The sequence below is a fragment of the Ruegeria sp. YTSA135 genome, from assembly GCF_059610165.1.
This window is the reverse complement of sequence record NZ_JBXWNC010000010.1, coordinates 113,403-127,438: the sequence shown is the minus strand read 5'-3', so window position 1 is coordinate 127,438 and position 14,036 is coordinate 113,403. Positions and strand designations below refer to the sequence as shown.

Annotated in this window: 16 protein-coding genes; 6 read left to right on the top strand and 10 right to left on the bottom strand. The window is 58.9% G+C overall.

What is annotated here, in order from left to right; translation table 11 throughout:
• Window positions 1-189: 189 nt before the first annotated feature.
• A complete protein-coding gene (locus AC2FIT_RS14545) occupies window positions 190-459 on the top strand; it encodes a hypothetical protein (protein WP_496830609.1) in 270 nt (89 codons plus the stop codon).
• Here the strand turns inward: AC2FIT_RS14545 and AC2FIT_RS14540 are convergent.
• Window positions 456-1,118, bottom strand: coding sequence for a L,D-transpeptidase (locus AC2FIT_RS14540; RefSeq protein ID WP_496830607.1), 663 nt, complete (start codon window positions 1,116-1,118; stop codon window positions 456-458). The genes AC2FIT_RS14545 and AC2FIT_RS14540 overlap by 4 nt on opposite strands.
• Window positions 1,119-1,427: 309 nt before the next feature.
• Here AC2FIT_RS14540 and AC2FIT_RS14535 point away from each other — a divergent pair, with 309 nt between their 5' ends.
• Window positions 1,428-2,027, top strand: coding sequence for a hypothetical protein (locus AC2FIT_RS14535; protein ID WP_496830605.1), 600 nt, complete (start codon window positions 1,428-1,430; stop codon window positions 2,025-2,027).
• On the opposite strand, the gene AC2FIT_RS14530 is transcribed toward AC2FIT_RS14535, so the two are convergent.
• Together AC2FIT_RS14530 and AC2FIT_RS14525 are read right to left on the bottom strand one after the other, a co-directional pair.
• Window positions 2,024-2,548 carry a disulfide bond formation protein B gene (locus AC2FIT_RS14530; protein WP_496830603.1) on the bottom strand — a complete coding sequence of 175 codons (525 nt, stop codon included), beginning with the start codon at window positions 2,546-2,548 and terminating at the stop codon, window positions 2,024-2,026. The genes AC2FIT_RS14535 and AC2FIT_RS14530 overlap by 4 nt on opposite strands.
• Before the next feature lie 73 nt (window positions 2,549-2,621).
• On the bottom strand, window positions 2,622-2,921 hold the full coding sequence (locus tag AC2FIT_RS14525; RefSeq protein WP_496830601.1) for an SHOCT domain-containing protein: 300 nt from the start codon (window positions 2,919-2,921) through the stop codon (window positions 2,622-2,624).
• Window positions 2,922-3,083: 162 nt separating this feature from the next.
• Between AC2FIT_RS14525 and AC2FIT_RS14520 the strand changes: the two genes are divergently transcribed.
• The 3 genes from AC2FIT_RS14520 to AC2FIT_RS14510 are packed head-to-tail and all read left to right on the top strand — an operon-like array spanning window position 3,084 to window position 6,498.
• Window positions 3,084-3,866: a DsbA family protein gene (locus AC2FIT_RS14520; protein WP_496830600.1), complete on the top strand. Its 783-nt coding sequence runs from the start codon at window positions 3,084-3,086 to the stop codon at window positions 3,864-3,866.
• Window positions 3,844-4,380, top strand: a complete 537-nt coding sequence (locus AC2FIT_RS14515) for a rhodanese-like domain-containing protein (protein ID WP_496830598.1) — start codon at window positions 3,844-3,846, stop codon at window positions 4,378-4,380. The genes AC2FIT_RS14520 and AC2FIT_RS14515 overlap by 23 nt, the downstream gene beginning before the upstream one ends.
• Window positions 4,381-6,498, top strand: a complete 2,118-nt coding sequence (locus tag AC2FIT_RS14510) for a protein-disulfide reductase DsbD family protein (RefSeq protein WP_496830596.1) — start codon at window positions 4,381-4,383, stop codon at window positions 6,496-6,498.
• A 5-nt stretch (window positions 6,499-6,503) separates the two neighbouring features.
• Here the strand turns inward: AC2FIT_RS14510 and cueR are convergent, their stop codons facing one another.
• Both cueR and AC2FIT_RS14500 read right to left on the bottom strand, forming a co-directional pair.
• Window positions 6,504-6,938 (bottom strand): Cu(I)-responsive transcriptional regulator, encoded by a 435-nt coding sequence (gene cueR / locus AC2FIT_RS14505; RefSeq protein WP_496830594.1) that lies wholly within the window; start codon window positions 6,936-6,938, stop codon window positions 6,504-6,506.
• Window positions 6,939-6,951: 13 nt separating this feature from the next.
• Complete coding sequence (locus tag AC2FIT_RS14500; RefSeq protein WP_496830592.1) at window positions 6,952-9,462, bottom strand: heavy metal translocating P-type ATPase; 2,511 nt, start codon at window positions 9,460-9,462, stop codon at window positions 6,952-6,954.
• Window positions 9,463-9,627: 165 nt separating this feature from the next.
• Between AC2FIT_RS14500 and AC2FIT_RS14495 the strand changes: the two genes are divergently transcribed.
• Window positions 9,628-9,822 (top strand): heavy-metal-associated domain-containing protein, encoded by a 195-nt coding sequence (locus AC2FIT_RS14495; RefSeq protein ID WP_496830590.1) that lies wholly within the window; start codon window positions 9,628-9,630, stop codon window positions 9,820-9,822.
• A gap of 2 nt (window positions 9,823-9,824) precedes the next feature.
• Here AC2FIT_RS14495 and AC2FIT_RS14490 read toward each other — a convergent pair whose 3' ends face one another.
• From AC2FIT_RS14490 to AC2FIT_RS14470, 5 genes are all read right to left on the bottom strand, one after another.
• Window positions 9,825-10,553, bottom strand: a complete 729-nt coding sequence (locus AC2FIT_RS14490) for a DsbA family protein (protein ID WP_496830588.1) — start codon at window positions 10,551-10,553, stop codon at window positions 9,825-9,827.
• Between the two features lies 1 nt (window position 10,554).
• Window positions 10,555-10,971, bottom strand: a complete 417-nt coding sequence (locus AC2FIT_RS14485; protein ID WP_496830654.1) for a c-type cytochrome — start codon at window positions 10,969-10,971, stop codon at window positions 10,555-10,557.
• A gap of 65 nt (window positions 10,972-11,036) precedes the next feature.
• The gene (locus AC2FIT_RS14480) at window positions 11,037-12,425 is read right to left on the bottom strand and encodes a multicopper oxidase family protein (RefSeq protein WP_496830587.1); all 1,389 of its coding nucleotides are present in this window, start codon (window positions 12,423-12,425) and stop codon (window positions 11,037-11,039) included.
• A 9-nt stretch (window positions 12,426-12,434) separates the two neighbouring features.
• Window positions 12,435-13,313: a c-type cytochrome gene (locus AC2FIT_RS14475; protein ID WP_496830585.1), complete on the bottom strand. Its 879-nt coding sequence runs from the start codon at window positions 13,311-13,313 to the stop codon at window positions 12,435-12,437.
• A gap of 30 nt (window positions 13,314-13,343) precedes the next feature.
• On the bottom strand, window positions 13,344-13,937 hold the full coding sequence (locus AC2FIT_RS14470) for a c-type cytochrome (RefSeq protein WP_496830583.1): 594 nt from the start codon (window positions 13,935-13,937) through the stop codon (window positions 13,344-13,346).
• Window positions 13,938-14,036 lie beyond the last annotated feature (99 nt).

The following is a 14,036-nucleotide window of genomic DNA, read 5'->3' as shown; positions in this document are numbered from 1 at the left end:
CAGCATACATACGATAATATACTATCGCAACATTAAGTATAAAGTCGTATAATCTGTCTTATGTTGAATACTGATTGCAGAATTCTGTCAGCACGCAAACACTCCCGTCTGGCATTGCGCCGTATGCCGTTGGATGTAAGAACTGCAAGAGATCCGTAAAATAGTGCCAATCAGCAGGACTACCGTTTCATGTACATACGAAGCGCAATTCTTCTCACAACCGTTTTGGCGCTGGGGGCCTGCGCGGAGACTTTCTCGAATTCACAAGGCGCGTCGTCACGCCCGCCGTTACCGGAAAATATCGTAGAACTGGCAGCACCAAACCAGGACCTCGCGACCGCGTACTTGCGGCCCGAGGACAACTGCTACTGGTACATGCATGCGGGTCCGGTTGAAACAACGCCATTGCCGCTCAGGACGGCTGGCGGCAATCCGATCTGCGTCAAGCCGGCAACCTAGCTGCGGGCGGTGACACTATCTTCGGCAGAGTAGAGGTAGGCCGTCGAGCCACCTGCGACCTTGGGATAGAGTTCGTTGATGTGCGCCATGACCATTCGAACACATCCAGAGCTGGCCCGCCCGCCAATCGACCTCGATTGCGGTGATCCGTGGATCCGCAAGTACGTGTCGCGCTGGCCGACAAACAGATACAGTGCACGCGAGCCTAGGGGGTTCGTTGGACCCGGCTCCTGCCCGTCTTCGAACTGGGCGTATTCCGGATTGCGTTCGATCATGGACTTGGTTGGAGTCCAATGCGGCCACTCGACCTTGCGTCGGATCGTGTAGGTCCCCGGCTCGTAAAGATTGCCACGGGCAATCGCCACGCCATAGCGCATCGCTGTCCCGCCCTCTTCAATATGATAGAGATACCGTGCCACTGCATCGACGTGGATGTCCCCGGGCGTCAGACCAGCCCGCGCTTCAACCCGACGGGGCAGGAAACGCGGTTGCAGACCCCAGGGGTTCGAGGTCTCAAGATTGAAATTCGCAGGCGTCACCTGCGCATCCCAGGCCGCTTTTTGCGACGCTGTCGGCCAAGTACTTGCGAGCACGGGAGGCGCAATCGGCGTTGAGAAAAGCGCCGTGCCGGTCGCGATGAAATGTCGTCTCGTAAGCATTTGGTTCAATTCCGGTTTTTTTCGTCAGTTGGCGAGCCCCCGGCGCGCTTTGTTCAGCCGATGGTACATTCTACATGTACTGGTAATTCAAGAAGAAAGTCTGTTTCACACGCGCTTGTGTAACGTCAGCAGCATCTCGATGCGCGCAATGCAGACATTTCCAGTGAACCACACGAACCATGCCGGTCACGAGTGATAACTGACCCTTTTCTGAAAGCCAGATGCATGCAGGTCGACTTGCTGTGATCGCTATGTCAGCCTAGCCCCATGGAACGATACTTTTCCACGGATATGCCAGGTGTTCATTTCGTGAGAAACGTCCTGCTGTTCAGCCTCGCAGCACTGATTCCAGTTCTCTTTTTTTATGTTTTACTTACCCCGGGCTTTGGTTCAGCATTGCTTGGAGGGGGTCCCGCGCTTGGGCGGTTTCTTAGACAGGTTGCAACCAACGGTCTGCCGGTCGTCTTTGTCATCAACTATGTGAGCTTCTTCCTATTTGCCGTTGCGCAACAGCGAACGGGACGTCACCGCGATCCAAGCATGTTTGTATTGGTGGATATCGGGGTTCGGGTCTTTCTGTTTCTCGCGCTGCACGCCTTGATCTATGTCTTGTCAGCGGATTGGTTCGGGTCGTTTGTTGGTAGTCGCAAAACGGCTTTGAGCGTTGTCGCGCCGACGCTTGCGCGCTCTGCTTTCTTTGAAAACATCTCGGGTGTTTATCTCTACGCCACGATGGTGAGTGCGCTGCCGCTGTACATCACAACAATCAAACAGTCCCAGGTCCTACGGCCATACGTTAGACTTGGCCCACGGAATTTTGCCGTGACAATTCTTGCAATACTGAGCTTTGGGCTTTCGGTAGCGTTACTGACGGTCGTCGCCGAAACTATCGCATACTTGCAAGGCTAGGTGGCCGAATACGTGATCTGAGCCTGGCGATTTTGCCATTCTCGAGCGAATGCGAGGAGCCATAGCCCGACGAGAGCAGCGCTCCACAAGGCGTTCCAACTGGCCATTGACAGAGTGAGAAATTCCCATGCGACCTCGTCACACATCACCAGAGTTGATGGACCTGATGATGCCGACGGAAGGAGGTCCGATCCGGAAAGGTTCGACAGATCCAATCCCGATCCCGTGCAAGATGTCGGACCCTGCCACCAGTCTCGTTCGACACCGGTGTGATAAACGCCAATGGCGGACGTGGTAGCCGCGGCTGCAGCGCCGATGACCATGAGACCTACGGGTGACAATCCGACGGCCAGGAGCGCGCCGACAGCAATCACCACGCCATGCGGATATCTTTGCCAGATGCACATCGCGCAAGGTGCATAGCCAAGCGCCTGAAAAACAAATGCGGCAAGCAGGAGGATAGCGGATCCACCGGCAGCGAGCATGCCAAGTTGTTTACCGGTCACTTGTGCTACTTCCATTCAGTTGGATGTGGGACTCAGCCTGTTTGAGAGAGTGACGAGGTCTTCCCTCCCCGTTTTTCGCCATGCGTGGCTATTTGTCGGTCAGCAGCTTTTTCCGGGCGGCATAGTCGTCTGCGTCGATCTCACCCTTGGCGAAACGCAGGTCGAGTTCGCTTATGGCATCAGATTTTCCCGGTCTTTGGTCTCCAACGCCAGAGCTGCGAACGAACCAAATGATACCTGCGACCACCAGACCCAAGACGATGATCCAGAGGATCGGACCGAACATCATGCCCATTCCATATCCCCAGCTCGACATGTGGCCATAGCCATCCGGATCGGCCAAGGCCGGTGTAGCGAATAACGCTGCAAGTATCCCTAGTCGAAACATAGTCTTCTCCACTTGCACTGCCTATCGCGCGACAGCGATGCCATAAGTTATACCTTCTCAACACCCTGAATTCACGGCGAGAATTGTATCAGTTTGTAATGTTGACCAGCGCCATGACTTGACGATACGCAGACTGCGGCATGGAGAAGCGAAGGGCGTGGCATGGATTCCAAAAAGCGATCGACCCTACTTACGCTCGGCGCGATTGTCGCGGGATATGCAGCCTTGCGCACCATTCCGACCCTTCTGCCAGAAAAATTGGAACTCGAGCCGCTCGAAAACCCAACCGGTTTCCGAAAGTATGTCGCAGGCGATACGTCGGGCGGGTTTGATCTCTTTGTGGGGCTGGACACACCAGAGGGTGCCGAGATTGTCGCGCGCAAGGAAGCCGCTTTCCAACGTGTTTCAGACAATATCTGCGGCGCACTCTATGGTGACCTCGAGACAAGCGCGGCCAGAGTGCCGATGGCCTCATTCTCAGATTACTACTGCCCATACTGCCGCGTTCAAACCAAGCGGCTGGCGGAGATGACAAATTCGATGCCGAATGAAGTCGCGGTCGCTTGGCATGAACTGCCTCTGCTAGGTGACAGCTCAAACCTCGCTGCCAAAGCTGCCTTGGCAGCGAAACGTCAAGGCGCCTATGTCTCGTTCCACGAGAGACTGATGAAAACTCCGTTCCAAGCGTCGCCTGAATATCTGTCCCGCCTCGCCGACGATCTTGGCGTCGATAAGGATAAATTGGTTTCGGACATGGAGAGCGCCGAGGTTGTCCGAGAACTGGAAAACAGCTCCGCTCTTGCGCGTGTGTTTTTCTTTGTTGGCACACCTGCACTTGTCATAGGCCGTACGGTCGTTCAAGGGCAAATCAGTGATAGGATGCTCCGAGAAATTATCGATCTGGAACGCGAGGAGGGTTGGGATGCTGCCTGTATCTCCGCGTGATACCATCCACCCCGAGAATATCTTTCGTCAGAGGCATACAATGAGGATCGCAGACCGCTTGCAGAGAAGACAGTTCCTGGCGCTTGTTGCAGGTGCCAGTGTGATGCCCGGTCTTGCGCGGGCGGTGACCAGCGACATCTGGTCGGCTCAGGAGGTTGCTGACGCTCTTGAAGACGATGCCATTTCCCTGATCGATGTGCGTACACGCGCAGAATGGACCGAGACCGGTCTGGCGAAGGGTGCATGGCCTATCAGCATGCACGAGCGAGGTTTCGAGCAACGGCTATTTGCGGCCCGCGATCTTTCTGCTGATAAATCCGTCGCTTTGATTTGTGCCACTGGGGGTCGTAGCGCGCGGCTACTCGCAGCCCTCAAGCGCGCCGGGTATCCGGGCTTCATCGACGTCTCGGAAGGCATGCTTGGGTCTCGCCGCGGCCCTGGATGGATCGCGCGCGGCTTGCCGATAACTGATCTTGAGACGGCTCTCGCTGCGCTCCCTGAAGCGCTGCGCTGAATGGAAAAACGCGCCGCGACTTCTCGGATTTCTGTTTGCCTTCTAGCGCTTGTCGTCTCTTTTCTTGCTCTCACACTTTCCGAGGGGGCTCGTGCCGCGGAGTCGAACATTTATTCGAACCCGGCGGTCAACGCACGACTTGTCTCGGCTGAAAACGGCGTCGCCCCGGACGCTGTCTCTATTTCGCTTGGGTTGGTCCTTGAATATGGTGAAGGCTGGAAAGGGTATTGGCGAACGCCTGGTGAAGTTGGGCTGGCTCCCGAAATCGACTGGACGGGCTCATCCAATCTCGCTTCGGCCGAAATCCTCTGGCCCGCACCGCATCGGTTTGAAGCCTTCGGCATCGAGAATTTCGGGTATTCCGGCGAGGTCGTCCTGCCAATCCGGGTGATGTTGGAAGATCGAGGCAAGCCTTTAGAATTGCGCGCTCGCGTGGCGCTTTTGACGTGTTCCAGCGTCTGCGTACCGCACACTTTCGAACTCGCTTTGGACCTGCCCCAAGGCATTGGTATCGATCGTACATCCGCCAACGCAATCGCCGCTTTCGTTTCTCAAGTGCCTGACGCGCCAGAAGAAAGCGACATCGAGATCGATACAGTCGCCCTTGATGCAAAGACTTCCTCGCTCTTCGTGACCGCAAAGAGCAGCCAACCGTTCCAGGCGGTCGATATCTTTCCCGAGTTCGGACCGTTTGTGACTTTCGGCAAGCCGGATATCCGCCTCAGCCGTGACCGGTCAGAGCTTTGGGCTCGGATCCCGCTGAACGCGTGGTCGGACGATTACGCGGCGCCTTTCGTGACCGTCACGGACACGGGGCGAGCGGTCACGTCTCCTGTGGTGTTGAGTACGGACATCCCTGCCCCGCCATTTGCCCGTGCGGTGTCGGTGAGCGGCCTGTTTCAGTTGGTTTTGATTGCAGCGATCGCTTTCCTCGGAGGGCTGATCCTCAACATAATGCCATGCGTTCTTCCGGTCTTGTCGATCAAGCTCGCCTCGGTGCTGAAGGTGTCGGACCAGTCCCGACGTGTGATCCGCAATGGCTTTCTATTTTCAGCTCTTGGTGTTCTGACATTCGTCTGGATGCTCGCGGTGCTTGTTCTCGTTCTCAAATGGATCGGTGTCTCGGTGGGCTGGGGTATCCAGTTTCAGAACCCCGTCTTTGTCGCCCTGATGTTCATCGTGGTGGCCGCCTTCGCCGCAAACTTGCTCGGCCTGTTCGAGATCGCATTGCCAATGGGCATTCAGAACCGCCTCGGGGCGGGGCGCGATCACGCCGGGTATGCGGCTGATTTCGGGACCGGCCTGCTTGCGGCAATTCTTGCCACGCCATGCTCCGCTCCATTTCTCGGGACGGCGATTACATTCGCTCTGGCCGGTAACGCGGTCGACGTTCTCGTCGTCTTCACGGCACTCGGCATCGGCCTGGCTTCGCCTTATATTCTGATCGCCGCGCGCCCTGCACTGATCGAACGTTTACCACGTCCGGGACGCTGGATGGTGTTTGTAAGGATAGCGCTCGGCGCTCTACTGCTTGCGACTGCCGCCTGGCTTCTTTTCGTTCTCGTCGGTGTAGCTGGGTGGCGCGCGGCGGTGCTGGTGGCCGCCTCCGCCATCGTGCTCATCCTTCTGGCCATGACGGAATGGTCATACGTATCTCTTCGGCGCATCTTGATGGCCGCCAGCCTCGCAATACCGCTCGTAGGTGTCGGGCTGTTCTCTTCGCAACAGCGATCCGGGGCTTCAACGGGGACCACCTATTGGCAGGCATTCGTTCCGCAGGACATCGCTCGGCATGTATCGGAGGGCCACTCGGTTTTTGTGGATGTCACGGCTGATTGGTGCCTCACTTGCAAGGCCAACAAGACATTGGTTCTGGATCGCGGTTTTATCGCTGACCGACTTAGCGACGAGGCGGTTATCGCGATGCAAGCCGACTGGACGAGACCAGACGACGAGATTGCGCGATTCCTGGAACGCCATGGCCGGTACGGCATTCCGTTCAACATCGTGTTCGGTCCAGAAGCTCCGTCCGGCATCTCTCTGCCGGAAATCCTGACCCAGACGCTGGTGCTTGATGCGCTCGACCGTGCCTCGTCAAGAAACGTCGCACGCGATTGAGGAGGCTATTTTGCTTCCAGATCGGCAAGCGATGAGACGGTACGCCCGTCTGCAGGCGCGCCGGCCAGGTCGCTCAGGATCGGACAATCCGGACGATGGTCGCCGTGGCAGGATTTGACCAGATGCGAGAGCGTCTCTCGCATCGATTGTAGCTGCACGATCTTTTCGTCAATCGCTGTCAGATGTTCCTCTGCAATGACCTTGACCTGCGCGCTTTCACGGCTTTCGTCCTCATAGAGGCTGAGCAGTGTCCGGCAGTCCTCGATTGAAAACCCGAGTGCGCGGGCACGACCGAGAAATGCGAGCTTGTGCAAATCGGTCTCGCGGAATGCCCGGTAGCCGTTGTCACTACGTTGCGGGCGAACCAGGCCGATATCCTCGTAATAGCGAATGGTCTTGGGTGGGATGCCTGAGCGCTCCGCGACTTCTCCAATATTCATGGGTCTCAAACTCCTATTCTGCCGGTTGTGTCTGGGCCCGCGAGAGTGGCGTCTCTGTCTTTGGGGTTTCATTCATCGCGGGGGCAATGTGGCGTAGGCGCAGTGCGTTGGTCAGCACCGAAACCGACGACAGCGCCATCGCGCCGGCAGCAAAGACCGGGGACAGCAGGAGCCCGAAGGCGGGGTAGAGCACGCCTGCCGCGACCGGGATCAAAGCCACGTTGTAACCGAAAGCCCAGACGAGGTTCTGCCGGATATTGGACATCGTCCGCTTCGACACCTCGACCGCATTCACTACACCGCTCAGATCGCCTGACATCAGCACCACATCGGCGGACTCGATGGCGACGTCCGTGCCCGTGCCGATGGCGATGCCCACATCTGCATGCGCAAGCGCCGGCGCGTCATTGATTCCGTCGCCCACGAAGGCGACCTTCTGCCCCCCCGCCCTAAGGTCATCGAGCGCCGCAACCTTCCCGTCCGGCAACACTCCGGCGATGACCTGGTCGATCCCGGTCTCGCGGGCAATTGCCTCGGCCGTCTCCTGCTTGTCGCCAGTGATCATGGCGACCTGGAAGCCTCGATCATGGAGAGCAGCGATTGCGTCACGGCTGGCGGGTTTTACCGGGTCGGCAACCGCGATGACGGCAGCCAACTCGCCGTCCACCGCCGCATAGAGCGCGGTGCGCCCCCGATTGGCCAGGTCTTTTTCCGTGTCGACAAGGGACGCGATGTCGACATTCTCGCGGATCATGTAGCGATCCGCACCAACCATGACCTCTTTGCCATTAACCATGGCCGCTACCCCGTATCCGGTAACTGACCGGAAGCCGGAGGCCGCAGGCACTGCGATGCCTTCGCTGCGCGCGCCTCGGACAATGGCCTCGGCAACAGGGTGCTCTGACTGCTCCTCCACTGCGGCGATCAGACCAAGGACCGTTTCGCGGTCGAAGCCCTCTGCGACGACAACATCGGTTAGCGTTGGTTTGCCCGCGGTCACCGTCCCGGTCTTATCAAGCGCGATGACATTGACGGTTGAGAGTTCCTGAAGCGCGTCACCCTTGCGGAACAGCACGCCCATCTCGGCTGCTCGTCCTGTCCCCACCATGATCGAGGTCGGCGTGGCAAGCCCCATGGCACAGGGGCAGGCGATGATCAGGACCGACACTCCCGCCACCAGCGCAAAGGTCAACGCCGGGTCTGGGCCGACCGCCAGCCAAACGACCACCGTCAGGGCGGCCAGGGCCATGACAGCAGGCACAAACCAGAGCGTCACCCGGTCCACCAGACCCTGGATCGGCAGTTTGGCGCCCTGCGCCTCTTCAACCATACGGATGATCTGTGCGAGCGTCGTGTCTGAGCCTACGCGCGAAGCCCGGAAGGTCAGGCTGCCGGTGCCGTTGACCGTGCCGCCGGTGACGGTCGCGCCTGCGGCTTTTGTGACAGGCACGGGCTCGCCCGTGATCATGCTCTCGTCAACGTTGCTGCTCCCATCGACGACCTCTCCATCGACGGGAATTCGCTCACCCGGACGAACGAGAATCGTGTCGCCAACGCCGAGCGCATCGACGTCCACTTCGATCGTTGCACCATCACGCAGCACGTGAGCCGTGCGTACCTGAAGCCCTAGGAGCGACTGGATCGCAGCGCCTGTTCGTCCCTTTGCCCGGGCCTCGAGCCAGCGTCCGATCAGGATAAGCACCACAATTACGGCGGCGGCCTCGAAATAGACTGCGCGCACGCCTTCCGGCAGCAGGCCGGGCAGGAATGTAGCAACGATCGAATAACTCCAGGCCGCACCGGTGCCGACCGCGACGAGGCTGTTCATATCCGGCGCACCGCGGAGCAGAGCCGGAACGCCCTTAAAGAAGAAGTGCCTGCCGGGTCCGAAGAGAACGATCGTCGCCAGAACGAACTGGATGACCCAGGATGTCTGGGTCCCGATGCTGTTCGCGATGGCCATATGAAAGGCCGGGATCAGGTGCGCACCCATCTCCAGAACAAAGACCGGGAGTGTCAGGGCCACCGCCAAGAGGACGTTGCGGCGCAGGTTGTCAGCCTCTTCTGCCTTGCGCTCAACGCGCGACTGGCTGGCATTCGCTTCCGCGACCTCAGCCGGGTAACCAATAGCCGCTGTCGCAGCCATCAGATCAGCAGTCGCGACTGCATCATCAAGGAATTCGACGACGGCTGTCTCGGCGGCGAGGTTCACAGTCACAGACAGGACACCGGGCACGTCAGCCAGCGCCTTATCGACCCGCCCGACGCATGAGGCGCAGGACATGGATGCAATGTTAAGGGTGACCCTGGACGTCCGAGCAGGGTAGCCCAGCGTATCCAGCGCCTGAGCGGCTTCTTGCAGACGGGCCGGGTCGTTGACGGACATCCGTGCGGATTCAGACGCGAGATTGACGGAGACATCGGAGATGTCTTCCAGGGCCGATAGGGACTTTTCCACACGACCAACGCAAGACGCGCAGGTCATGCCTTCGATGCTAAGAGTAACTTGCGAGTTCTGGGTCATGTCGGTTCGCCTCATCTGAGTTCACAACGGATATAGGGCTTCCAGTGACTGGAAGCTCAATAGGGCAGATGAAATTTTTTTTGTTTTGCCTTACTCACCGACCTCCACTTGACCTTCCCCCAGCTGGAATCCCTATCTCGAGCCCAAGTCAGGAAAGGACCTCATGTGAAATTCCACGTCCCAGACATGAGCTGCGGCCATTGCACCGCTGCAATCACCAAAGAAATCACAGTTCTCGATCCCACAGCGCAGGTTTCAACCGACCTCGATGCCCGGACGGTTGAAGTCACAACATCCCAAACCGACGAGGCCGTGATCGAAGCAATCAAGTCTGCGGGATACGAGGCGGCTCCGGTCTAAGATCACTGGCCTACTGCGCGCGCTTCTTCTGCGAGACGAATCATCTGGTCTGCCTCGATAACGCCGGGAACGAGGGCATCACCGATGACGAATGACGGTGTTCCATTGAAACCGAGCGCGCGGCTCAGTTCCATCGATGCTGCGATATGCGCGTCAATCTCTGGAGACTCCATGTCGCGGCGCAATTGCGCGAGATCCAGACCAACCTGCTCGGCCACCTGAATGACAGAGGCTTCTTCCGCCCGTCCAGCCATCCCCATGAGCGCCCAGTGGAACTCTTCGTACTTGCCTTGCTCGCGTGCGGCGAGCGCTGCTCGAGCGGCAAAGACGGACCCGTCACCCAGAATTGGCCACTCCCGATAGACCAGCCGGACATTCGGGTCTTCCTCCAGCAATGCTTCGATATGCGGCTTCACGCGGCGGCAATAGGGACAGTTGTAGTCGAAGAACTCGACAACCGTCACATCGCCTTCTGGATTGCCGAGCACCGGTGCATTCGGGTCGTTTTCCAGTAGATCGCGGTTCGCGGATAGAACGGTTGCAGCGGCTGCGGCCTGACGCTGCTGCTCGCGCTGCTCTATGATCTGAACCGCCTCCAATACGATCTCGGGGCTCTCGCGAATGGCCTCAAGTACGAGTTCCTTGACGCGATCCTCGCTCAGACCGTCGGCCTGAGCGGCAAGCGGGATAACAAGGGCCGCCGCCGTCATCAATGTCCATACCAACTTCATGTCAATTTCCCCTCTTCCTCGTTTCGCCTTCGGTCCGTACTGCTTGCATTTCCTGTATTCGGTCGGGCCAGGTCGATTTGATGTATCCAAGAATGTCCCAGATCTCTTGATCGGAAAGCTGATCCCCGAAGCCTGGCATACCGCTGTCGAATTCCATGCCTTGAGCGGCCATCAGCGCGCGGCCACCGAGCTTGGTGTACTCAAAAAGAACCTGATCGCCGTGATGCCAGGTGTGTCCTGTCTCGTCATGTGGTGGTGCCGGCAAGCGACCGTCCTCACCGGGGCTTTGCCAGTTCTCCTGCCCTTCCAGACTGGCACCATGACAGGACGCACAATTCTCGACGTAAAGATTTTGGCCCGCCGAGAGATCCACGTCTACCGACATAACCCCGCTATTGGAGCCAGCCACATTCGCCATCCAGAAAAGGATCCCTGCTCCAATCACGGAGACAGAAACAGCGCCGACAATGCCGGTGCCCCGGTTCATGCCACGTCAATCCAGGTCATCATGCCCGAGGCTGCATGAGACAGCATATGGCAATGCAGCAGCCATTTGCCGGGATTGTCTGCCACGAGCGCAATGTCGCGGACCTCGCCACGATCCAGCAGCGTTGTATCCCGAAGCGGCCCAAGACTCCCGTCAGGTGCAATCTCGTGAAAATGCATTCCGTGCAGATGCATGGCATGGGGGAACGCCGTATCATTGGTGATCTTCAGACGCACTGTCTCACCGCGCGACAAGGCCGCGAGCGGTGCGCCGTCCATGCCGCCGACCGCTCCGTTGAATGCCCAGAAGTTGCCGGACTGCATCATGTCGCGCATGGACGACATCTGCCCGCCCATCATCGCACCCATCATGCCGCCCATGGCACCGCCTTCCATGAGCAAGTCAAGCTTTGTGGCCTCAGCCAGATCCGGTATCGCATGGGCGTTCGGTGGCAACGCGCCAGGAACATCCCGTCGCGCGCGGGTAGCGTCTCCGGTCACTTCGAAAGCAATTTGCGAGAAACTCTCGTTGCGGTCGAACTGCACGATATGTCCGGCGCCGCCAGTTTCTGCGGTCACATCAACGATCAGATCGACCCGCTGCGCGGGCGCCAGGGCGAAATTCCCATCGATCGGCATTGGCTGGGCGAGAGGCATGCCGTCGAGCGCAACAATCCAGCCCTCGAGACCCTCGAGCGCCAGCTGAAAAACGCGCGCATTTGCGGCGTTGATCATGCGCAGACGCAGGCGTTCGTGCCGCTTGACCGGCATTGAGAGGTTATAGGTACCGTTCGTGGTAATGTAGTTCCCGAGCCGCCCGGCGTGGCTCAGATCATGCATCGCACCGAAGGTATCAGCGATCTGCGCGGACTCGGGATCGACAAGCCAATCGTCAAGGATCAGAACCTCTTCGCGGTCGATATCGGTCGGCTCCGGCTCTTCGACGATCAGCGCGCCATGAAGTCCGCGTGCTACCTGTTCGAACGACCGGTTGTGCGCGTGGTACCAGTAGGTGCCCGCATCAGGTGCCACGAAGTCATACTGAAACGATGAACCGGGCGCGATGGCGTCCTGGGTGAGACCTGCAACACCATCCATCGCGTTGTCGATGCGGATCCCGTGCCAGTGGGTGGAGGTCGGGTCTGGCAGGCTATTGATCAGACGCCTTTGAACCCGCGCGCCCTGAGCCACCCGAATTTGCGGACCCGGCGCCATTCCGTCGAAACCCCAGATACGGGTCTGCCCATACTTCTCTGGTAGAAGCTGGACATCGGCGACCCGCGTGTGCAGGTCGATTGGGGTGGCTGCCAAGGCACGCCCTGCGCCAAGCGTTGCGAGCGCGGCACCTGCGGCGATAAACTTTCTGCGGCTAAGGTTCAGGGTCATCAATAACTCTCAATTTTCGGACAGGTCGTTGTCCAGGATGTAAGTGGCCATGGCAGCAAGGTCAGCATCGCTCAGAAACGCCGTTCCGTAGTTCACGACTTCCGCCATGCTCCCGCCGAACACATCACCCTCTGGCGTGATCCCGGTGCGAAATGCATAGGCCAAGCTGTCTGCGTCCCAACCAGCGGCCTGCAAATCGGTGGGCAGTATCGAGGGTGCGCTTTTGCCGCCCGGCAGGCTGTCGTTTCCGGCGAATATCCGGTCTGCGATCCGGGCCCCGGCAAAGTTTCGGTCCGTGTGACAAGCACCGCAATGCGCAGCCCCTCTCACCAGCCATTTGCCGCGGTTCCAGGCATCGCTGCGTTCTTCAACCGGATCGGTGTTCGGCTCCGACAAGTAGGCCGCCCGCCAAAGCTTCAGCCCCCAGCGTTGGTCAAATGGAAAACTGGCCTCGTGCGCTGGTGAAGGTTCTGGAACCGCTGGAACTGTCTGAAAAGCTGCCCAGAGATCGGCGATGTCCTGATCTGAGAACTGCGCGTAGAACGGATAGGTGAAGGTCGGGTAGTACGGCTCCCCCTCCGGTGAAACGCCTTGCCGGACCGCGCGCGCAAAGTCGGAGATCGTCCAGTCTCCCATCCCGTGATCGGGATCGGTTGTCAGGTTTGGCGGGTAGAAGGTCCCGAAGTCTGTCTCAAGCGGTGCGCCCCCGGCCAGCGGTGCGCCTCCGGCCTCGAAATTGCTGTGACACGCAATGCATCCGGACGCGCGCGCCAGATATGCCCCGCGATCCACGTCGCCTTCGAGGACCTCGAGTGAATCGGGCGGCTCGATCCCGATTGGCCATGCAACGAGGGCTATACCACCCGTCACGCCAACAGTCGCAGCCATTAGGAGTCCCCGGAACAGCAACCGCACGCGTCAGTTTTCCTCAGCCCGGAACTTCTGATGACAGGCCGAACACGTCTGCGTCACTGCCATGAACCCGGCGTTGACCGGCATTTCTGCCAGCATTTCGGTGGTCATCATCTGTCCTGGTGTGCCCCCCATCATGCCTTGACCCGATCCCATCATACCCTGGCCGCCGCCCATCATGGTCTGACCGGTCCCCATCATGCCGCCGGGCATGTCTTCGGGACCGGCAAGGCCATTGTCTGCAGCCAGCTTCATGCCCTCTGCACTGGTGCGCAGGGCTTCAGCCAGAGAATCAAATTCTTCCCAATCCTCCCAGATCGCGTCGAGCGCCTCCGACGGGGCTCCATTTGACCCTTCCGGGAACAGCTCGGTCATCTGGGACCCCGCGTGACGGATCATTGTGTCAGCCGCGTTGCGCACGACGTCTGGGTCATATGCGGTTTGGCCACGCATCATGGGCGTGAGACGCTTCATGGCGTCGCCCATTTCGCCCATTGCATCCATCCGCTCCTTCATCACACCGGTCGCGCCCGAATGAGCAAAAGCGGCGAGGCCAAGTGTTGTTAGCGAAAACGCAGCCACTACAAGTCTAAGGCGCATCGGTTTCTCCTTGTTTCAAAAGGTTTTCTGGCTCCAACCTTGAATTATGTTTCTTCCCAACACGGATGGCTTCCGGCCCCCGGTCCAGGTGCGGCGTTT